General features: G+C 68.3%; 22 protein-coding genes and 2 pseudogenes. 14 read left to right on the forward strand and 10 right to left on the reverse strand.

Annotation, left to right across the window (positions count from 1 at the left end; genetic code table 11):
• Window positions 1-24 precede the first annotated feature (24 nt).
• The 3 genes from ACEN9N_RS18160 to ureC are packed head-to-tail and all read left to right on the forward strand — an operon-like array spanning window position 25 to window position 2,659.
• Window positions 25-630 (forward strand): HupE/UreJ family protein, encoded by a 606-nt coding sequence (locus tag ACEN9N_RS18160; protein WP_413314004.1) that lies wholly within the window; start codon window positions 25-27, stop codon window positions 628-630.
• Window positions 631-632: 2 nt separating this feature from the next.
• The gene (locus ACEN9N_RS18165; RefSeq protein WP_007833201.1) at window positions 633-938 is read left to right on the forward strand and encodes an urease subunit beta; all 306 of its coding nucleotides are present in this window, start codon (window positions 633-635) and stop codon (window positions 936-938) included.
• A gap of 2 nt (window positions 939-940) precedes the next feature.
• The gene (gene ureC, locus ACEN9N_RS18170) at window positions 941-2,659 is read left to right on the forward strand and encodes an urease subunit alpha (protein ID WP_495654198.1); all 1,719 of its coding nucleotides are present in this window, start codon (window positions 941-943) and stop codon (window positions 2,657-2,659) included.
• 3 nt (window positions 2,660-2,662) lie between these two features.
• Here ureC and ACEN9N_RS18175 read toward each other — a convergent pair whose 3' ends face one another.
• Together ACEN9N_RS18175 and ACEN9N_RS18180 are read right to left on the reverse strand one after the other, a co-directional pair.
• Window positions 2,663-3,067 (reverse strand): type II toxin-antitoxin system death-on-curing family toxin, encoded by a 405-nt coding sequence (locus tag ACEN9N_RS18175; RefSeq protein ID WP_413314001.1) that lies wholly within the window; start codon window positions 3,065-3,067, stop codon window positions 2,663-2,665.
• A complete protein-coding gene (locus ACEN9N_RS18180) occupies window positions 3,064-3,291 on the reverse strand; it encodes an AbrB/MazE/SpoVT family DNA-binding domain-containing protein (protein WP_007833196.1) in 228 nt (75 codons plus the stop codon). Before ACEN9N_RS18180 ends, ACEN9N_RS18175 begins: the two co-directional genes overlap by 4 nt.
• 71 nt (window positions 3,292-3,362) lie before the next feature.
• On the opposite strand from ACEN9N_RS18180, the gene ureE reads away from it, so the two are divergent.
• The 3 genes from ureE (at window position 3,363) to ureG (ending at window position 5,381) form a co-directional block, all read left to right on the forward strand.
• Window positions 3,363-3,935: an urease accessory protein UreE gene (gene ureE, locus ACEN9N_RS18185; protein WP_007833194.1), complete on the forward strand. Its 573-nt coding sequence runs from the start codon at window positions 3,363-3,365 to the stop codon at window positions 3,933-3,935.
• A gap of 98 nt (window positions 3,936-4,033) precedes the next feature.
• Window positions 4,034-4,714 (forward strand): urease accessory protein UreF, encoded by a 681-nt coding sequence (locus tag ACEN9N_RS18190; RefSeq protein ID WP_007833192.1) that lies wholly within the window; start codon window positions 4,034-4,036, stop codon window positions 4,712-4,714.
• Between the two features lie 16 nt (window positions 4,715-4,730).
• Window positions 4,731-5,381 (forward strand): urease accessory protein UreG, encoded by a 651-nt coding sequence (gene ureG / locus ACEN9N_RS18195; RefSeq protein ID WP_007833183.1) that lies wholly within the window; start codon window positions 4,731-4,733, stop codon window positions 5,379-5,381.
• Between the two features lie 21 nt (window positions 5,382-5,402).
• Here ureG and ACEN9N_RS18200 read toward each other — a convergent pair whose 3' ends face one another.
• From ACEN9N_RS18200 to ACEN9N_RS18220, 5 genes are all read right to left on the reverse strand, one after another.
• Window positions 5,403-5,582, reverse strand: a complete 180-nt coding sequence (locus ACEN9N_RS18200) for a DUF3606 domain-containing protein (RefSeq protein WP_007833182.1) — start codon at window positions 5,580-5,582, stop codon at window positions 5,403-5,405.
• A 110-nt stretch (window positions 5,583-5,692) separates the two neighbouring features.
• Window positions 5,693-6,226, reverse strand: coding sequence for a hypothetical protein (locus tag ACEN9N_RS18205; RefSeq protein ID WP_042673368.1), 534 nt, complete (start codon window positions 6,224-6,226; stop codon window positions 5,693-5,695).
• Window positions 6,227-6,308: 82 nt separating this feature from the next.
• Window positions 6,309-6,932: an ATP-binding protein gene (locus ACEN9N_RS18210; RefSeq protein ID WP_495654199.1), complete on the reverse strand. Its 624-nt coding sequence runs from the start codon at window positions 6,930-6,932 to the stop codon at window positions 6,309-6,311.
• The gene (locus ACEN9N_RS18215; RefSeq protein WP_495654200.1) at window positions 6,932-7,180 is read right to left on the reverse strand and encodes a hypothetical protein; all 249 of its coding nucleotides are present in this window, start codon (window positions 7,178-7,180) and stop codon (window positions 6,932-6,934) included. Before ACEN9N_RS18215 ends, ACEN9N_RS18210 begins: the two co-directional genes overlap by 1 nt.
• An 88-nt stretch (window positions 7,181-7,268) precedes the next feature.
• Window positions 7,269-8,426: a porin gene (locus tag ACEN9N_RS18220; RefSeq protein ID WP_495654201.1), complete on the reverse strand. Its 1,158-nt coding sequence runs from the start codon at window positions 8,424-8,426 to the stop codon at window positions 7,269-7,271.
• A 192-nt stretch (window positions 8,427-8,618) separates the two neighbouring features.
• On the opposite strand from ACEN9N_RS18220, the gene ACEN9N_RS18225 reads away from it, so the two are divergent.
• From ACEN9N_RS18225 to ACEN9N_RS18245, 5 genes and pseudogenes are all read left to right on the forward strand, one after another.
• The gene (locus ACEN9N_RS18225) at window positions 8,619-8,774 is read left to right on the forward strand and encodes a hypothetical protein (protein ID WP_007828016.1); all 156 of its coding nucleotides are present in this window, start codon (window positions 8,619-8,621) and stop codon (window positions 8,772-8,774) included.
• A 169-nt stretch (window positions 8,775-8,943) separates the two neighbouring features.
• Window positions 8,944-11,346, forward strand: a complete 2,403-nt coding sequence (gene bamA / locus ACEN9N_RS18230) for an outer membrane protein assembly factor BamA (protein WP_478180514.1) — start codon at window positions 8,944-8,946, stop codon at window positions 11,344-11,346.
• A gap of 142 nt (window positions 11,347-11,488) precedes the next feature.
• Window positions 11,489-11,611 (forward strand): annotated as a pseudogene (locus tag ACEN9N_RS18235) (winged helix-turn-helix domain-containing protein); the annotation flags it as partial.
• A 339-nt stretch (window positions 11,612-11,950) separates the two neighbouring features.
• A complete protein-coding gene (locus ACEN9N_RS18240; RefSeq protein ID WP_478180513.1) occupies window positions 11,951-13,534 on the forward strand; it encodes an ATP-binding protein in 1,584 nt (527 codons plus the stop codon).
• The gene (locus ACEN9N_RS18245) at window positions 13,531-14,217 is read left to right on the forward strand and encodes a response regulator (protein WP_495654202.1); all 687 of its coding nucleotides are present in this window, start codon (window positions 13,531-13,533) and stop codon (window positions 14,215-14,217) included. Before ACEN9N_RS18240 ends, ACEN9N_RS18245 begins: the two co-directional genes overlap by 4 nt.
• A gap of 7 nt (window positions 14,218-14,224) precedes the next feature.
• On the opposite strand, the pseudogene ACEN9N_RS18250 reads toward ACEN9N_RS18245, so the two are convergent.
• Both ACEN9N_RS18250 and ACEN9N_RS18255 read right to left on the reverse strand, forming a co-directional pair.
• Window positions 14,225-14,374: pseudogene (locus ACEN9N_RS18250) on the reverse strand (thioredoxin domain-containing protein); the annotation flags it as partial.
• Window positions 14,375-14,440: 66 nt separating this feature from the next.
• Complete coding sequence (locus ACEN9N_RS18255) at window positions 14,441-15,274, reverse strand: helix-turn-helix domain-containing protein (protein ID WP_495654203.1); 834 nt, start codon at window positions 15,272-15,274, stop codon at window positions 14,441-14,443.
• 103 nt (window positions 15,275-15,377) lie between these two features.
• On the opposite strand from ACEN9N_RS18255, the gene ACEN9N_RS18260 reads away from it, so the two are divergent.
• Together ACEN9N_RS18260 and ACEN9N_RS18265 are read left to right on the forward strand one after the other, a co-directional pair.
• The gene (locus ACEN9N_RS18260) at window positions 15,378-16,358 is read left to right on the forward strand and encodes a Bug family tripartite tricarboxylate transporter substrate binding protein (RefSeq protein WP_495654204.1); all 981 of its coding nucleotides are present in this window, start codon (window positions 15,378-15,380) and stop codon (window positions 16,356-16,358) included.
• A 2-nt stretch (window positions 16,359-16,360) separates the two neighbouring features.
• The gene (locus tag ACEN9N_RS18265) at window positions 16,361-17,221 is read left to right on the forward strand and encodes a PhzF family phenazine biosynthesis protein (RefSeq protein WP_495654205.1); all 861 of its coding nucleotides are present in this window, start codon (window positions 16,361-16,363) and stop codon (window positions 17,219-17,221) included.
• A 36-nt stretch (window positions 17,222-17,257) separates the two neighbouring features.
• Here the strand turns inward: ACEN9N_RS18265 and ACEN9N_RS18270 are convergent, their stop codons facing one another.
• A complete protein-coding gene (locus ACEN9N_RS18270; RefSeq protein ID WP_478180511.1) occupies window positions 17,258-18,475 on the reverse strand; it encodes an acyl-CoA dehydrogenase family protein in 1,218 nt (405 codons plus the stop codon).
• A gap of 128 nt (window positions 18,476-18,603) precedes the next feature.
• Between ACEN9N_RS18270 and ACEN9N_RS18275 the strand changes: the two genes are divergently transcribed.
• Window positions 18,604-19,941, forward strand: a complete 1,338-nt coding sequence (locus tag ACEN9N_RS18275) for an NUDIX hydrolase (protein WP_413336140.1) — start codon at window positions 18,604-18,606, stop codon at window positions 19,939-19,941.
• Window positions 19,942-19,975: the final 34 nt, after the last annotated feature.

The raw sequence follows: 19,975 nt of genomic DNA on the forward strand, positions 1-19,975 counted from the left end.
CCCAGAACAAGAAGGATTCTTTCCATGCGCAAGACCACTGCTTCCAGAAGCCTCGCACTGTGCGCCGCCCTCGTGCTGCCCCTCGCGGCCAGCGCCCACACCGGCGTCGACGGCGGCCTGCACCACGGCCTCACCACGGGCTTCCTGCATCCGCTGACCGGCGCCGACCACCTCGCCGCCATGGTCGCGGTCGGCCTCTGGAGCGCGCTGGCCGCGCGCCGCGCCTGGCCCGACCTGCTCTGGGCGCCGCTGGCCTTCGCCGGCATGCTGCTGGTGGGCGCGCTGATGGGCCTGGCCGGCGTGCAGCTGCCGGCGGTCGAGCCGATGATCGCGGCCTCGCTGCTGGTGCTCGGCCTGCTGGTGGCCACGCGCGTTCACCTGCCGGCCGTGGTCGCCATGGCGGTCGTCGGCGTGTTCGCCCTTTTCCATGGCGTGTCCCACGGCCACGAACTGGCGAGCGAAGAAGGCGCGGCCCTCACGCTGGCCGGCATGGTCGGCGCGACCGTGCTGCTGCACCTCGCGGGCATCGCGGTGGGCTGGGCGCTGCGCCATGCCAACGCGTGGCTGCCGCGCGTGACCGGTGCCGCGGTGGTGGTGCTCGGTGCGTCGCTGCTGGCACAGGCCGTCTGAACATGATCCCCGGCGAACTCCTCACCGGCGACGGCGAGCACACGCTCAACCCCGGCCGCCGCACCCTCACGCTGGTGGTGCGCAACACCGCCGACCGGCCGATCCAGGTCGGCTCGCACTACCACTTCGCCGAGACCAACGGCGCGCTCGGCTTCGACCGCGAGGCCGCGCGCGGCATGCGGCTGAACATCGCATCGGGCGCCGCGGTGCGCTTCGAACCTGGCCAGCAGCGCACGGTCGAACTGGTCGATTTTTCGGGCGATCGCATCGTCTACGGCTTTCGCGGCCTGGTTCAAGGGAAGCTTTAAACATGGCCACCATCGGGCGACGTGCCTACGCAGAAATCTTCGGCCCCACCGTGGGCGACCGGGTCCGTCTTGCTGACACCGACCTGCTGATCGAAGTCGAGGCCGACTACACCTTGCGCGCCGGCGGCTACGGCGAAGAGGTGAAGTTCGGCGGCGGCAAGACCATTCGCGACGGCATGGCGCAATCGCAGCGCACGCGTTTGCAGGGTGCTGTCGACACGGTACTGACCAACGCGCTCATCCTCGACCACTGGGGCATCGTCAAGGCCGACATCGGCCTGAAGGACGGCCGCATCGCCGCCATCGGCAAGGCCGGCAACCCCGACGTGCAGCCGGGCGTGGACATCGTCATCGGCCCGGGCACCGAGATCATCAGCTGCGAGGGCAACATCGTCACCGCCGGCGGCATCGACAGCCACATCCACTTCATCTGCCCGCAGCAGATCGAGGAGGCGCTGACCTCCGGCGTGACCACCATGCTCGGCGGCGGCACCGGCCCCGCCACCGGCACCTTCGCGACCACCGCCACGCCCGGCCCCTGGCACATCGAGCGCATGCTGCAGGCGGCCGATGCGTTCCCGATGAACCTGGGCTTCCTCGGCAAGGGCAATGCGAGCCTGCCGCACGCGCTGCACGAGCAGATCGAAGCCGGCGTCATCGGCCTGAAGCTGCATGAAGACTGGGGCACCACGCCCGCGGCCATCAGCAACTGCCTCGACGTGGCCGACGCCACCGACACGCAGGTGGCCATCCACAGCGACACGCTCAACGAATCGGGCTTTGTCGAGAACACTATCGCGGCCGTTGGCGGGCGCGCCATCTGCGCCTTCCACACCGAAGGCGCGGGCGGCGGCCATGCGCCCGACATCCTGCGCGTGGTGGGCGAGGCCAACTTCCTGCCCTCGTCCACCAACCCCACGATGCCCTACACCGTGAACACACTCGACGAGCACGTCGACATGCTCATGGTGTGCCACCACCTCGACGCCGGCATCGCCGAAGACCTGGCCTTTGCCGAATCGCGCATCCGCAAGGAAACGATTGCCGCCGAAGACGTGCTGCACGACCTCGGCGCGATCAGCATGTTCAGCTCCGACAGCCAGGCCATGGGGCGTGTGGGCGAAGTCATCATCCGCACCTGGCAGACCGCGCACAAGATGAAGCTGCAGCGCGGCACGCTGCCGGAGGACAACGAGCGCAACGACAACTTCCGCGCCAGGCGCTACGTCGCCAAGTACACGATCAACCCGGCCATTGCGCACGGCATCGCGCACGAGGTCGGCTCGCTCGAAGTCGGCAAGTGGGCCGACATCGTGATCTGGAAGCCGGCCTTCTTCGGCGTGAAGCCCTTCACCATCCTGAAGGGCGGCACCATCGCGATGGCTGCGATGGGCGACCCGAACGCGTCGATACCCACGCCACAGCCGGTGCACTATCGGCCGATGTTCGGCGCGTACGGCGGTTCCCTCGCGAAAAGCTCGCTGACCTTCGTCTCGCAGGCCGGTCTGGCCTCGGGCATCAAGGAACGCTACGGCCTGAGCAAGAACCTCAGCGCGGTGAAGAACATCCGCAACGTGCGCAAGAAGGATCTGATCCACAACGGCTACACGCCGAGGATGGAGATCGATGCGCAGACCTACGCGGTGCGCGCCGACGGGCACCTGCTGACCTGCGAGCCGGCGAAGCTGCTGCCGATGGCGCAGCGGTATTTCCTGTTTTGAATGTCAGGGGCTGCGCGGTGCGAGGTGCTCGCGAATCCATTGGGCAAAGGAGGCTTCGTCGATCTCCCCCGCCGCGAGGCCGAGCGTCTTCAGTACGCAGTCCTCGTCGGACGCGAGGAGCTCGAATCCGTTGAGATCGAGGAAAGTTTCCATCGCAACGAATGCGGTTCTCTTGTTGCCGTCCACGAACGGGTGGTTGCGGGCGATGCCGAATGCGTAGCTCGCGGCCAGCGTGGCCGCATCGGGAGATTCGTACATCGCGCGGTTCTGCGGTCGGCCCATGGCGGATGCAAGCATTCCCTCGTCACGCACACCGGCGGGACCACCATGCTCGGCGAGCTGTTCTTCATGGACCAACTGGATCACACTCAGGTTCAGCCAGACCCAGTGTTGGTTGGCGGCGCTCACTTGGCAAGCTCGCGCAGAACATTGCGCCGCTTCTTCATGACGCGGCGCGCCGCCTCCATCTGCCGCTCGAACTCGTCGTCGTACGGCGTGATCGTGACCCCGCCGTTGGCGGCCTGCGTGAGGTAGACGGTGTCGCCCTTGCCCACGTTCATGCTCGCCAGCACTTCCTTGGGCAGGATGATGCCGACAGAGTTACCGATCTGAGTCAGTTTGAGGGCGGACATTGAACGCTCCGTTGAACAGAAGTTATAACGAACGTTATATTAGCCCGCCTCATTTGGAGCCGCAAGCCACCATGCTCACCGCCAACAAACTCATGCCCCAGGGCCGCGGCCTTGCGCCCGTTCTGCTCAAGCGCGCCGCCACCATCGAGCTCGACTGGGACATTCGCCAGAAAAGCCGCTTCGACGCCACCGACTCGCAGGGCCGCCAGATCGGCGTGTTCCTGCCGCGCGGCACCGCCGTGCGGGGCGGCGATGTGCTGGTGGCCGAAGACGGCTCGCTGGTCCGCGTCATCGCCGCGCCGCAGCCCGTGCTGCGCATCACGCATTGCACGGCCCACGGCACGCCTTTCGACCTGACGCGCGCGGCCTATCACCTGGGCAACCGGCATGTGCCGATCGAGCTCAGGCCCGACCATCTCAAGATCGAGCCCGACCATGTGCTGGCCGACATGCTGCGTTCGATGCACCTGATCGTCGTGGCGGTGGAAGAAGCCTTCGAACCCGAGAACGGCGCCTATGGTTCGCATGAGCATTCGCACAGCGGGGGTCACAGCCACGGCCATGGGCACTCGCATGGCGGCAGCAAAGGCCCGAAGCCGCTCGTGCTCGCGCCGGAACTGCTCGACGAGCATGGCCATGCGTGATCCGGGGCGCGCTCACGCCGACGGGGGACATTCGCGGAGGGGAGTGCCCGGTGGCCTGTGCACGCGCCCCGAACAAAGTCGCGCAGTGAAAAACTGACATGCCCAACCCAGTCAGCGCCAACAGCTTGCTGCAGCTCATCTGGCTCGCCTCGCCGGCCTTGCCCGTGGGCGGCTTCTCGTATTCCGAAGGCATCGAGGCGGCAGTGGAATGGGCCGGCGTCGACTCGGAGGCCAAGGCCGCCGAATGGCTCGCCGACCAATTGCACCTGAGCTTCGCGCGCGGCGATCTCGCGGCCTTCGCGCAGGCCATCGCGGCCTGGCGCGCCAACGACATGCCGCGCATCCGCGAACTCAATCAGTGGGTGATGAGCACCCGCGAATCGGCCGAATTTTTCCTGCAGACCGAACAGATGGGCCGCTCCTTCGTCGAGTGGCTCAAGCTGCACCACGCCGACACGGCCGAAGTATTCACCGACCTGCCCGCGAGCTACCCCATCGCCTTCGCCTTCGCGGTCGGCCGCACCGGCGCCACGGTGCACGACGGCTGCCTGGCCTTCGCCTTCGGCTGGGCCGAGAACATGGTCGCCGCCGCCGTCAAGGCCGTGCCGCTCGGCCAGAGCGCGGGCCAGCGCATCCTGGGGCGGCTGGCGCAGGAAATCCCGGATGCCGTGGCCCGCGCCATGGCCCTCGGCGACGACCAGCGCCAGGCCTTCGCGCCCCTGCTGGCGGTGTTGTCGGCCCGTCATGAAACACAATATTCCCGCCTCTTCCGAAGCTGAACCGGACACCCCCTCCATGACCTCCGCCCTGCACCACATCCCCCATCGCACCAAGAGACTGCCCCCGCTGCGCGTAGGCATCGGCGGCCCGGTCGGCTCGGGCAAGACCACGCTGCTCGAGATGCTCTGCAAGGCGATGCGCGACAAGTACGACCTGATCGCCATCACCAACGACATCTATACCAAGGAAGACCAGCGTCTGCTGACGGTGTCTGGCGCGCTGCCGGCTGAACGCATCATGGGCGTCGAGACGGGCGGTTGCCCGCACACCGCCATCCGCGAGGACGCGTCGATCAACCTCGAAGCCATCGACCGCATGCTCGAGGATTTTCCGGACGCCGACATCGTGTTCGTCGAATCCGGCGGCGACAACCTCGCGGCCACCTTCAGCCCCGAGCTGTCGGACCTCACGATCTACGTGATCGACGTGGCGGCCGGCGAAAAGATTCCGCGCAAGGGCGGCCCCGGCATCACCAAGAGCGACCTGTTCGTCATCAACAAGACCGACCTCGCCCCCTACGTGGGCGCGAACCTCGACGTGATGGAGCAGGACACGCAGCGCATGCGCCGCCAGCGGCCCTACGTGATGACGAACCTCAAGACGCTCACCGGCGTGGCCGAGGTGGTCGCGTTCATCGAGGAACGGGGCATGCTGGCCGCAGCCTGAAGCAGCTCGGCTGCAGCCGCTTCAGGGTAGCCCGAGGTAGACGCGCAGATCGTCCCTGCGCGTGCCGGCAGACGCCACGGCCGTGCGCAGGCGAGCCTCGGTCACGCCGAACCATTTTGTCCAGTAGTCGACCTCTTTCAGGTCGGTGACATCAATCTGCTCATCGTCCTGCGGAATGCGGACCTCGCTGGCCTCGGGCATCGTCGTCTCCATGAAGAATTTGGAGACGGCAGTCTCTCCGCCTGCCGGGCGCCGCCGGCCGGACGGATTCGAATCGGCTTGCAGGACAACTTCCCATGGCGCGGCGGCGCTCAGAGTTCGCTGCCGTCGCGCAGCTGCCGCGCCTTGTAGACCAGCCGCACGCTCGCGCGGCGCGGATCGCCGGCCTGCTGCTGCACGTAGACGTCGGTGTCGTTGCTCACCCATGCGGCGTACGCGCTGCCCGGGTCGTGCGATGCGAGTTCATTGCCGAACGCCCCTCGGCCCCATCGCACGAGCGCCGCGAAGGCCGCCGCGCCGTTGTCGGGCGTGGCCTGCGCCGTCGCCACGTATTCGACGCGGCGCAGCTCCGAGGCGGCGAAGAAGAAGGTCGGCTCGAACAGCAGCCCCGCCATCTCGACCGGGGCCGCGCGCCAGCTGCCGGCCAGTCCGCCGCTCAGCCGCTGCGGGCGCTGCACACGCTCGGCCGCGGGCAGCACGGCCCGCAGTTCCTCGGCCGACATGCCAAGGTGCACGCCCGCCGGCAAGGCCTGCGCATGCAGTGCACCGGCAGCGAGAAGGGCCGCGCTCGCGGCGAGCGCACGGAGAAAAGAGGTCGGAGAAGCAATGGATCGCACGTTCGGCATCGGGAAAGAAAGGCGGCGGCACCGTGGGACCGCGAGTATGGCGCGGAGTTCCAGGAGGCCCGTTCCGGCCGGCGTCGATCAGTCAGCCGGTCAATCCCTGAACGCGCTCGCCGGCCAGCAGCGGCAGGCGCAGCGTCAGCCCCAGCACGCCTCCTGCATGCGGCGCCGAGTAGATGCGTCCGCCATGGTGGCTGGCGATGCGCTCGCAGGTCCGGGCGCTGGCACCGACTGCCGCCGTGTGGGCGTTGTCGAAGAACCTCGCCAGCGGCGGCCGCACGTCGACGGCATCGAGGTCGCGCCAGTGGATCACCGCCTGCCCGCCCTCCGCCTGGGCGCAAACCTGCAGCGTCGCGCCCGCGCGCATCACGCTGGCCGCATATGCCGCGACCTTGGCGAGCAGATCGCGCAGCTCGTTCTCTATCGCCAGCACGGGAACGGCCTCTGGCGGCAATTGGATGTCGAGGCGGATGCCCCGGCAGGCCGGGGCGGCATCGAGCAGCGGCCGCAGGTCCTGTACGCGGCTCGCGCCCAGCCTTTGCTGCGCCTCGTCGCGGGCCTGCGCCGCGAGCTCGCGCGCCCTCGCGCCCTGCCGCAGGTTGGTGATGAACAGCGAAAACATCATGCAGGTCACGCCGGCCATGCCGAGGAGGATCACGCCGGCGATGACCGTGCCGAGGTTGCCGGAGTGCAATTGCGCCCCGGTCATCAACGGGCTCCTGGAGCCTGGGCGTCGGGTTGGCCCGGCATGCCGCGCATGCAGCCGTCCCGCGCGCCGTCGCAGGCTTCCCAGCCGAGCGGCGGCGGCCTGCGCGCGCCGTGGTTCATCGGCGGCCCTTCGCCGCGAAAGCCCGGCGCGGGACCATGGAGCATGGGTGGAGGGGGCGGAGGCAGCATGATGCAGCCGGCCAGGCCGCCGGCCATCAGCACGCTCGCAAAGAGTCGGATTCGGTCCATTGGAAAACTCACTGCTGGCTGGACAAACAAAAGCCGTGCGGGAGAAAGGAGCACGCGCCCTTTTGTCCCGCGCGGCGTGCGCCCTGCATCAGAACGCGTGGCGGATACCGAAGTCGTAGCCGGTGGAAGAGCGCGGCAGGCCCGTGTAGCTCACGCCCGCGCTGCCGTAGCCCGTGGTGCTGGCCGACACCAGGCTGCCCGTGTAGTTCGCGTCGTTGCGGTTGTTCACGCGCGCCACCGTCGCATACAGCGCCGTGCGCTTGGACAGGTTGTGCACGTAGCCGATCGCGAACTTGCGTGCCAGCGGGTCCTCGCCCGTGGTGCCGGCCGCGCCTTCGTTGTAGCGCACCTGCGAGTACGCCACGCGGATCAGCCCCGCGCCCACCGGCACCGTCGCGCCCACCAGGTAGCCGTTGTAGCTGTCGTGCGTGCTCGTGAGCGCCGTGTCGAACTTGTTCTTCACGTTCGACAGCTCACCGAACAGCTTCACCGGACCGAAGTCGTACGAAGCGCCCAGGTTGATGGTCTGCACCTTGCGCTCCAGCGCGGTGGTGTCCACCGCCGTGCTCCGGCCCACGCCCAGCGCCACGTCCAGGGGACCGTTGGCGTAGCCGAAGCGCCCACCGACGTAGCGCCCGGCGGTGCTGCTGGAAGCAGCCGTGGTGCTGGTCGCATCGGTGCTGGCGTTCTCGTGCAGGCTGTACTGCACCTGGCCGTAGAAGCCGCCCAGGTTCGGCGGCAGGAAGTAGCCGATCGAGTTGCTCGCGCGCACGTAGTTGGCGTTGTTGATGGTGGTGTTGCCGCTGACGGTGCTGATGACGTTGGTGCCCGAGCCGTTGGTGCCGAACGGGTCGAACACGGTGTCGTTCCAGAAGGTGGGCGTGTAGTCGCGGCCCAGGCGCAGCTCGCCGAAGCCACCCGACAGGCTCACGGTGGAGCGGCGCGCGAAGGTGGAGATGCCGGTGGCGCCGTCGTCGTTGGTGATGGGCGCTTCGAGCCAGAAGCTCGCAGCCAGGCCGCCGCCGAGGTCTTCGGTGCCCCGAAAGCCGATGCGGCTGGAGTTGTAGCCGGAGTTGGCCAGGCTGGTCTTGCTGGACTTCACCGATGCGCCGGTGGCCGCGTCGCGCGCGGTCGCCGACTGGTAGGTCAGGCCCGCGTCGACGACGCCGAACAACGTGACGGACGATTGGGCAGAGGCCAGCCCGCAGACGGCCAGGGCAGCGTATGCCGTGAGGGTTTTCTTCATTCAGAGTTCTCCAGTTTCAGCGGCTCTTCATCGAGCAGCCGGCACGCATCGTCTCGCTCAAATTCGGAGGAATTTGGTGGACGCCTCCTGCTTTGCACGGACTGTTGTTTGCCTGCACACCACCGCAGGAAACACCTCGCACAAGAAGTCTCCCCAAAGCCGCGCGATGCTCGGTGGCCGAAGGAGTCCTCCATGGCCATTGCCTTGCAAAGCACCATCGCCACCTCGCTGGGCGTGCAGCAACTCGCCAGCGCATTCAGCCCCGCCTTTTCCTACCTGCGCGTTCCTCGCAACCTCATCATCCCGATGCCCGAAGGGCACGCGGCTGCAGGAGCGCGCGCGAGGTGAAAGATCCCGCATGGCGCGAAAAAATCTGCCAGGCCGCCGGCACCGAAACCGTGCCGGCGTGGACGGCCACAAACGCCATGGGGTTGCAGTAAGGTAAAGACCCCGAGCACCCCGGGGCAGCCGGAGAAAAGTCCCAAATTTCTCCGACATTGGCAAGGACCATGCGGCGATGCACTTACCGAAGTCCCTCGCAGCGGCATCCGCGCTGCTCGCCTCGCTCGCAGCCTCTCCCGCCTGGGCCGTCGAACCGTTCACCGTCAAGGACATCCGCCTCGAAGGCCTGCAGCGCGTCGAACCCGGCACCGTCTTCGCCACCATGGGCCTGCGCACCGGCGACACCTACAGCGACGAACGCGGCAGCGCCGCCATCCGCGAGCTTTTCAAGCTCGGCCTCTTCAAGGACGTGCGCATCGACGTCAACGGCAGCGTGCTGGTGGTGATCGTGGAAGAACGCCCCTCGATCGCCGACGTCGACTTCGTGGGCGCCAAGGAGTTCGACAAGGCCGCGCTGCAGAAGGCGCTGCGCGAGGTGGGCCTCGCCGAAGGCCAGGCCTACGACAAGGCACTGGCCGACCGCGCCGAGCAGGAGCTCAAGCGGCAGTACATCAGCCGCAGCCTCTACAACGCGCAGGTCGTCACCACCGTCACGCCGCTGGAGAACAATCGCGTGAACCTGACCTTCACGGTGACCGAAGGCGATTCCGCACGCATCAAGGAAGTGCACGTGGTCGGCAACAAGGCCTTCAGCGAAAGTACGCTGCTCGACCTGTTCGACCAGGACAGCGGCGGCTGGCTCGCCTGGTACACCAAGTCGAACCAGTACTCACGCACCAAGTTCAACGGCGACCTCGAGACGCTGCGCTCGTACTACATCACGCGCGGCTACCTGGAGTTCCGCATCGAGTCGACGCAGGTCGCCATCTCGCCCGACCGCCAGGCGCTCACCCTCACGATCAACATCACCGAAGGCGAGAAGTTCGTGGTGGCCGGCGTGAAGCTCTCGGGCGACTACATGGGCCACGAGGACGAGTTCAAGACGCTGGTGACGATCCGTCCCGGCACACCCTACAACGGGGAGGACGTGGCCGCCACCACCAAGGCCTTCACCGACTACTTCGGCACCTTCGGCTACGCCTTCGCGCGCGTGAGGGCCGAGCCCGAGATCGACCGTACGAACAATCGCGTCACGCTGGTGCTGAAGGCCGAGGCCTCGCGGCGCGCGTACGTGCGCCGCATCAACATCGGCGGCAACGCCCGCACGCGCGACGAGGTGATCCGCCGCGAGTTCCGCCAGTACGAAGGCGCCTGGTACGACGGCAACAAGATCCGCGCCTCGCGCGACCGCATCGACCGCCTGGGCTTCTTCACCGAGGTGAACGTCGACACCATCGACGTACCCGGCTCGCCCGATCAGGTCGACCTGGCAGTGAACGTGACCGAGAAGCCGACCGGCTCGCTGCAGCTGGGCGCGGGCTACTCGTCCACCGACAAGGTCTCGCTGAGCTTCGGGATCACGCAGGAGAACGTGTTCGGCAGCGGCAACTACCTGGGGTTGAACGTGAACACGAGCTCGTACAACCGCACCGTCTCGCTGACGGCGACGGACCCGTACTTCACCAAGGACGGCATCTCGCGCACGATCAACGTGTTCCACACCACCACGCGGCCCTACTACGAGGCCGACGGCAACTACAAGCTCGCGAGCGACGGCGGCTCCGTGCGCTTCGGCTTCCCGGTGGGCGAGCAGGACACGGTGTACCTCGGCATCGGCGTGGAGCGCTATTCGTTCACGCCCGGCACCAACGGCACCTACACGCTGGTCAATGGCTCGTACGTGTACACCGCCACGCCGCAGGCCTACCTCGACTATTTCAAGTGCACGGGCACCGTGCCGAGCGTGACCTGCGCCAATTCGAGCGTGCTGGGCATCCCGGCCACGCTGGGCTGGTCGCGCGACGACCGCGACAGCGCGCTGGTGCCCACGCGCGGCAAGCTGCAGAGCGCCAACCTCGAAATGGGCGTGGGCAGCGAGCTGCGCTACCTGAAGACCAACTACCAGTACCAGCAGTACTTCCCGCTTTCGAAGCAGTACACGCTGGCCATCAACGGCCAGCTAGGCTATGCGCGCGCGCTGGGAAGCAGCACCTACCCCATCTTCAAGAACTTCTATGCCGGCGGGCTCGGCTCGATCCGCGGCTTCGAACAGAACTCGCTCGGCCCGACCGACGCGGTCACGGGCGGTTCGCTCGGCGGCACGCGCAAGGCGATCTTCAACATGGAGTTCAGTACACCGTTCCCCGGCGCGGGCAACGACCGCACGCTGCGGCTCTACACCTTCCTCGACGCGGGCAACGTGTTCGCCGATCGCACGGCCAGCATGACGGACGCGCAGTGGAAGGCGCAGAACCGCATCCGCGCATCGACCGGCATCGGCATCAGCTGGATCTCGCCGCTGGGCCCGCTGCGGCTGGCCTATGCGGTGCCGCTGCTCTACCAGAAGGCCGACACCGCCAACGGCATCGCGGCCGACCGCACGCAGCGCTTCCAGTTCCAGATCGGAACCTCCTTCTGAGCGCCAGGGTCCAGAGCATGAGCCGCATCCTGCTGGTGGAAGACGGGCGCGACAGCGCGCCGCTGCTGCTGGGCCACCAGCAGCGCGCGGGCCATGAGGTCGAGCAGATCGAAGACGGCGCAGCGGCGCTGGAGCGCATCCTGAGCGCGCGGTCGACGGGCACATCAAGAACCTGCGCAGGAAGCTCGCGGAAGCCGTGCCGTCGCACGACTGGATCCGCTCGGTCTATGGCGTGGGCTTCTGCTTCGCGGAGCGGCCGGCCTGAGGCGGCGCGCCGTCGCGACTCCGCGTGCGCATGTGGCTGGCGAGGCTCAGCCTATGGCGTGCGGCGGCACCATCGCGCGGATGCGCTCGGAGCCTTCCAGAGCGCGGGCGCGACGGGTGCTGAGGGCCGCGTGGCGCCTTCTTCCGCCCAGAACACGAGCAGCGTCCATGCGAGGGCTCATGGGCCGCATCGTGCAGCTCGATCCGGGAGAAATGTGGGAGAACATCTCTCCCAATTTCCTCCACATTCGGCCCCGAGGATCAACCGCTTGCCCATGAAGCCCTCCAACGCCTGCCCGCAGTGCATGCCGCAGAATGCGGCCATGCCTTCCCCGAGCCCATGCCTCACCTGACCCTTTCCAGAAAGATCTTCCTGGCGCTGGCCGCCTTGTTGATCGTGCTGCTGATCAGCTTCGCGGGCCTGTCGATCATTGCGCTGCAGCGCGGCCTGGGCTCCTACGTGGCCGAAATCGAGATCCGGCGCATGGACTGGCTCTCGCAGCTGCTGCTGAAGCACTACGTCGCCAATGGCGACTGGAAGAGCCTGCACGACAACGACGACGCCTGGCGCCGCCTGCAGATGGGCCGGCTGGCCGCCGTGCTCGACGGCGCCGCGGGCAACGGCAACGCAGACGAGCGGCGGTTGCCCCCCTGGTACGAACACCGCGCCATGCGCGGCGATGCCCCGCCCGACAACGGCGCCGACGGCAGCCCGCCGCCCCTGCCGCCCCCGCAGCAACTCGACCTGTTGCCGCGCCGGGGGCCGGCCATGCCGCCACCATGGCCCTTCCCAGATCTGCGCGAGATGCCGGACTCCATCTTCCAGCGGCTGGCCGTGCTCGACGCGCACGGCGCGCGCGTGGTAGGCGCCAACGTCGATCTGGAAAACGCCGCGCGCACGCCGATCCGGCGCGACCGGACAGTCATCGGCTACCTCGCGCTCACGCCGATGCGGGGCCTCGAAAGCGAAGCCGACCGCGCCTTCGTCGCGCGGCAGTCGGGCGTGATCGTGCTCACCGGCCTGTGCGGCCTCGGCTTCGCGCTGATGCTGTCGTGGTTGCTGGCGCGCCGCTGGTTCAGGCCCATCGACGAGCTCACGCTGGCCGCGCAGGACCTGGCGCGCGGGCGGCTGTCCACCCGCGTCGCGGTGCACGGTTCGGACGAGCTGGCGCTGCTCGGGCGGACTTTCAACGATATGGCGCAGCGCCTCGACACGGTGGAAGCCTCGCGCCGCGCCTGGCTGGCCGACGCGGCGCACGAACTGCGCACGCCGCTGGCGGCCATGCGTGCTGAGATCGAGGCGCTACAGGACGGCGTGCGCACCTTCGACGAACGCACCGCGCTGCGGCTGCACCGGCAGGTGATCCGCCTCGGCCAGCTGGTCGACGACCTGCGCAGCAGCATGCGTGAACCGCAGAGCGACCTGCTCACCACCACGGTGTTTCCGCTGTCGCTGCTGAAGGAGGCGCTCGACCACACGCGCGACCGCTTCGCCAGGCGCGCCATCGCGGTGGACCGGCGCGCCATCGACCTCATCGGCGCCTCCGCGCAGCCGACCATCGACGGCGACGCGCACCGGCTGCACCAGGTCTTCATGAACCTGCTGGAGAACACGCTGGCCTACACCAACGACGGCGGCACGCTGCGCATCGGCGTCACGGTCGAAGGCGCATGGACCGGCAACTGCCTCACCCTGCTGTTCGACGACAGCGCGCCCGGCGTGCCCGAGGCCGAGCTGCCGCGCCTGTTCGACCGCCTGTTCCGCGGCGAGAGCTCACGCAGCCGCGAACACGGCGGCTCGGGACTCGGCCTCTCGATCTGCCGCGCGACCATCGAGGCGCACGGCGGCACCATCGACGCATCGGCCTCGCCGCTCGGCGGGCTGCGCGTGACCATCACACTTCCATTGGCGGCATCGTCATGACACGCATCGTCATCGTCGAAGACGAAATCGACATCGCCTCGGTGGTGCAGGACTACCTGCGCCACGCGGGCTACGAAACCGAACACTTCACCGACGGGCACAGCGCGTTGGAAAGCATCGTCGCAGCGCCGCCCGACCTCACGCTGCTCGACATCATGCTGCCGCGGCTCGACGGCATCGAGGTGCTGCGCCGTGCGCGCGAGCACACGGCGCACCCGATCATCATGCTGACCGCGCGCATCGAGGAGGTCGACCGACTGCTGGGCCTGGAGCTGGGCGCCGACGACTACGTGTGCAAGCCTTTCTCGCCGCGCGAACTGGTGGCGCGCGTGCGCGCCGTGCTGCGGCGCACCGCACCGGGCCTGCAGGGCCCGGCGTCGCAGAGCGAGGCACCGGGGCTGGTGCTCGACGACGTGCACTGGCGCGCGTCGCTCGAAGGCACGCCGCTGAATCTCACACGGCGCGAATTCGGGCTGCTGCAGGTGCTGTCACGGCATCCGGGGCGCATCTTCTCGCGCGCCCGCCTGCTGGAGCTGGCCTACGACGACACGGTGGACGTGACGGAACGCGCCATCGACAGCCACGTGAAGAACCTGCGCCGCAAGCTCGGCGCAGTAACGCCCGAATACGACTGGATACGGTCGGTGTACGGCGTCGGCTTCGCGTGGGAAATACCGGGCTAGCCGGTGGCTATCGGCTGGCGAGAAGAGTCTTGAGCTCGCCGCTGTCGATGAGCTTCTGCAGATCCGTGGCGCCGCCGACCAGCATGCCCTTGACGAACACCATCGGAAAGGTCGGCCACCCGGTCCACATCTTGAGCGCGTTGCGGTCGCGCCATTGGCGGGCCCGGGGCGGCGCTTCCTGATAGCGCAGGGCAGGTGATCGTGTGGACGGGGAAATGACGCTCTAAAGACTCGAGCCAGGCCCCGAGGCTCGGATCTGCATCGCAGTCTTCGCCCAGGTCTTCTCCAGCATCCGCGACAGGTACGAGCCCGACTCCCACCCCACCTGCAGGGCAATGGACAACACCGACTCCCGCGTGTGCGCCAGCAGGTAGGCCGCGCGCTCCAGGCGCCGGCGCTGCAGGTAGGCCAGCGGCGACACGCCGTACTTCGCGCGGAAGATGCGCTCCACCTGGCGGCGCGAGAGACGGTGCTGCTGCGCAAAGGCTTCCAGCGCCAACGGCTCTGCCAGGTCGCTTTCGATGGCTTCGGCCAGCAGTTCGGCCACCAGCAGGGCCGACGACGGATCGCCACCAGACAGCGGGTTGCCGCTGAGCCGCGCCGCCTCCATGACGAGCGCGCCGCACAGCGCGTAGTTTTCGCCGGTGCCGGTCTTCGCGGATTCGAACATCCGCTGCGACAGCGCGCGCAGCGCGGTGCTGCCCGCGCGCATGCCCTGCGGCGGCCCCGAGACACCCTGCGCCTGCAAGGCGGTGGCCCACAGCGCCGGATCGACATAGACCGCGATGTGCGTCTGCCCTGCGGTGAGCGTGGTCGTCGAGTGCGCGCTCCCCGCTGCAAACCACACGAAGTGTCCGGGACCGAGGCGCTGCGCCTCGCCCTGCGCATCGCCGACGCTGAAGCGTCCCGCGAGGGGCACGAACAGCATGTCGCAATCGTGCACGTGGGTGTCGGTGGCATAGCGGTCGCGGGTGTTCGCGACCATGGTGGCGTGGTGCGACAGCCGCTCGACGAACAGCGACTGGCGGGGCGTCGAGGGCGCGTTGTTCGGCTGCATGGCCACTCCTTGTCGCATTTGGATTCGTGCATGTCGCAATCGGTCGCGCACATTTGCGCACGCTCAACAGAATCGGGAAACACCACTCCCGCAAGCAAGAAGCATGACCCCAAAACCTCTGCGCCGCGCGCTCCTCGGTCTGGCAGCCGCCGGGCTTCTGTACGGCCCTGCAGCCTCCTGGGCGGCCCCGGACTATCCGGGCAAGCCGGTCACGATCATCGTACCCTTCCCCGCCGGCGGCGGCACGGACGTGATCTTCCGCTCGGTGCAGCAGCGGCTGCAGGCCGCGCTCGGCGTGCCGGTGATCATCGACAACCGCTCCGGTGCGGGCGGCACCGTGGGCACGGGCTTCGGCGCGAAGGCGAATCCCGACGGCTACACGCTGGTGGCCGCCACCACGTCGACCATCGCATCGGCCGACGCGGTGTACCCCAAGCTGCCCTACGACCCGATCAAGGACCTGGTGCCGGTCGGCACCATCGGCACCACGCCCTTCGTGCTGGTGGTGACGCCTTCGCTGGCGGCGCGCGATCTGAAGGGCTTCATCGACTACGCCAAGGCGCATCCACAGGCGCTCAACTACGGCAGCATCGGCAACGGCAGCCTGAGCCATCTGACAGGTGAACTTTTCAAGCAGCGCACCGGCATCGAGATGACGCACGTGCCCTATCGCGGCGCAGCGCCCGCGCAGGCCGACCTGATGGCGGGGCAGATCCAGGCGCTGTTCGACAACCCGCCCGCGCTGCTGGCGCAGGTGCGCGGCGGCCGCATGCGGGCGCTGGCGATCAGCGAGCCCTCGGCCGGCTTCGACGGCGTGCCCACTTTCGAGCAGGCCGGCATCAAGGACTTCAAGCCGCAGCTCTGGTACGGCCTGATGGCCCCGGCAGCCACGCCGCAGCCGGTGATGCAGCGCCTGCGCGCCGCGCTCGACACTGCCTTGAACGACCCGGCCCTGCGCGCCGACATGCTCGCCAAGGGCGTGACGCCATGGAACGTGCAGCCCGACGCGTTCCAGGCGCAGATCCGCGGCGACATCAAGCTCTGGGACGGCATCGCGCGCTCGGTGAACGCGAGGGCCGATTGACGATGGCCAGTGTTCACAACATCCGCGTCTTCGTGGGGCCCGACCCGAAGGTCGGCGGCAACCCCGCGCCGGTCTGGCTCGATGCCGACGACCTCTCCAGCGCGCAGATGCAGGAATACACGTGGCGCAGCGGGCATGAATCCGTCTTCGTGCTGAAGCCCGCGATGCCCGCTCATGCCCTGCGCATGCGCTACTTCGTACCGAACCACGAAATGGAAATGTGCGGCCACGCCACGGTCGGCGCGCTGTGGCTGTTGCACCAGCGCGATGAATGGAACGGCGCACCGGTCGCCATCGAGACGCTGAGCGGCACCGTGACGGGACGGCGTGTCGATGGCACGGTGCAGATCAGCCAGCCGCGCGCGGTGGTGCAGGAAGTGACGCAGCAAGCGCTGGTCGAAGAGATCGCGCAATGCCTGGGCATCGACGCATCGCAGATCGCGGGGCCGGTGCTCAATGCCGCCACCAGCCGCGTGAAGACACTGGTGCGGCTGGCGGACACGGCGCAGCTGCATGGCTTGCGCGTGGATTTCTCGCGCGTCGAATCGCTGTGCGAGCGACTCGGGTCCACCGGGCTGTATCCCTACGCGATGTCACAGGACGCAGCCGACACAGTCAGCGCGCGGCAGTTTCCGAAGTCTTCGGGCTATCCGGAAGACGCTGCCACGGGCATCGCCGCGGCCGCGCTCGCGTGGGGGCTGCGCCATCTGGGCCTGGTCGGCCGCGGCGCGCTGTCGGTGACGGTGCGCCAGGGCGAGGCCATGGGGTCGCCCTCCGCCATCCACGTGGGACTGCCCCCGGAAGCGATGGTGCAAGAAGGCTGCTGGGTGGGCGGCGACGCTGCGGCAGAAGATCTCCGCTGAAGCAGCGTAGCCGACGCGCGGCTGGCCAGTCCCGCCTTACTGGTACGCCGCCAGCTCCTGCTTGGCAATCGCGTTGCGGTGCACCTCGTCGGGACCGTCGGCCACGCGCAGGTGGCGCTCGTAGGCGTAGAAATGTGTGAGCAGCGTGTCCTGGCTCAGGCCCATGGCGCCGAAGGCCTGCATCGCCCAGTCGATCACCTTCGCGCAGTTGTTGGGCGTGAGCACCTTGATCATCGCGATCTCCTTGGCGGCGACCTTGTTGCCCACGGTGTCCATGCGGTAGGCCGCATTGAGCACCATCCAGCGCGACTGCTCGATGAGCATTCGCGATTCGGCAATGCGCTCGCGCCACACGCCCTGTTCCGACAGCGGCTTGTGGAAGGCGGTGCGCGACACCAGGCGCCGGCACATCATCTCGAGCGCGGATTCGGCCATGCCGATGGCGCGCATGCAATGGTGGATGCGCCCGGGGCCGAGGCGGCCCTGCGCGATCTCGAAGCCGCGGCCTTCGCCGAGCAGGATGTTCTCGACCGGCACGCGCACGTTCTCGAACACGATCTCGGGGTGGCCGAACGGCGGGTCGTACATGCCGAGCAGCTGCATGTCGCGCACGATGGTGATGCCCGGCGTGTTCTTCGGCACGAGGATCATCGACTGCTGCCTGTGGCGGTCGGCGTTGTCGGGGTCGGTCTTGCCCATCAGAATGAAGATCTCGCAGCGCTCGTTCATCGCGCCGGTGATGTACCACTTGCGTCCGTTGATGACGTACTCGTTGCCTTCGCGCCGGATGCTGCAGCGGATGTTGGTGGCGTCGCTCGATGCGACTTCAGGCTCGGTCATCGCGAACGACGAGCGGATCTCGCCCGCGAGCAGCGGCGTGAGCCAGCGCTCCTGCTGCGCCTTGGTGCCATAGCGGGCCAGCACTTCCATGTTGCCGGTGTCGGGCGCGGAACAGTTGAAGATTTCCGCGCACCAGTAGCGCCGCCCCATGATCTCGCACAGCGGGGCGTACTCGACGTTGGTGAGGCCGGGGCCGTGCTCGGCCTCGGGAAGGAACAGGTTCCACAGCCCGCGCTCGCGCGCCTTGGCCTTGAGGCCGGCCATCATCGGCAGCTCGGCGTATGCCCGCCCGGCGCGGGCGTTGGCGGCCAGCTCTTCCTCGCGGCGTTTCTCGTTCGGGTAGACGAACTCGTCCATGAACTTGAGCAGCTCGTCGCGCAGCGCGATCGCCCGGGGGGTGAATTCGAAATGCATGGTGCGTCCTTCAACAGTCGATGTGCATTGAAGGTACGCGGCGCATGGTGTTTCGCACGGTCGTTCATGCGACAGCCAAGGGCCTGTGCTGTCGCCTTCGCAGCAGCCGCCGGCGCGACAATGTGCGCATGACCACCAGCACCTCCGACGCCACGCCACGCCCCGCTTCGCCGCGCCCCGTGCGCACGGCCGCCACCCTCATCGTCCTGCGCGACGGCAGCCACGGGCTCGAGGTGCTGATGCTGCGGCGGGCCGAGAAGGCCGACGACCAGAACAGCGGTGCCAGCGTGTTTCCGGGCGGCGTGATCGACGCGCACGACCGCAGCCTGCACGGGCACTGCGGCGGCCTGGACGACAGCGCCGCGAGCGAACGCCTCGCGGTGCCGCAGGGCGGCCTCGACTACTACGCGGCCGCGATCCGCGAATGCTTCGAGGAAGCCGGCGTGCTGTTCGCGGCCGACGGCACGGGCCGGCTGGTGGCGCTCGACAAGCTGCCGCCCGCGCAACTCGCGGCCATGCGCGACGAAGCGGAGCAAGGCACCGACGCGCTGATTTCGCTGTGCGACCGGCACGGCTGGCAGCTCGCGGCCGACCGGCTCGCCTACTTCACCCACTGGCTCACGCCGCCGGGCATGCCGCGCCGCTTCGACACCCGCTTCTTTCTCGCGCCAATGCCCGAGGCGCAGAGCGTGCGGCCCGACGGGCGCGAGACGGTCGAGCACATGTGGCTGCGGCCGGCCGAGGCCGTGGCGCCCGCGCGCGGGCTCAAGCTGATGAACGTGACGCGCCGCATCCTCGAACAGCTCGCGCATTTCGCAAGCACGGCCGAACTCATGGCCCATGCGCGCGGCCTGACGCACATCCCGCGCATCATGCCGCGGCTGGCGGACGGTCCCGCGGGCCGGCGGCCGGTGAACATGGAAGAGCCGGCGTACGAGGAAGTCGGGCACGTCGATCCGGACGGCAAGGGCGGCGGCCGCTATGCGCACGAGGCCGGACTGGTGATGCGGCTGTCGGCGCGGGTCTTGCGGGTCACGGGCGAGGCCGATGCATCGGGCGCGCTGGCGCACAGCTATTTCGTGGGCGTCGCGGGCGGCGATTGCGCACTGGTCGACGCGCTGCCCGCGAGCCCCGGGCATCTCGCGGCCCTCGTCGCGGCGGCACCTGGCCGGGTGAGATGGCTCCTGTCGACGCAGGCAACGACCGAAGAAGAGAAGAAGCACGCCTTGCACGAGGCCTGGCCCAATGCATCTATCGCATCGCCCGCACCGGGCGAGCAGATCGATCTCGGCGATGCCACGTTGCGCGTGCTGCCCGGCACCGGCGGCGCGCCGACCTGCCAGTTCCTGCAGGTCGAAGACCGGATGCTGCTCGCGGGCCTCGACGCCGGCCCCGCAGCCGACGACGGCCAGGCCAGGTGGATCGCTCTGCGCCACGGCTTCCTGCGCAGCCGGCCCACCCCCTAGCGGCGGAGTGCCACATGGCGGTGGCATGCATCGT

It is taken from the genome of Variovorax sp. Varisp46, from assembly GCF_059491885.1.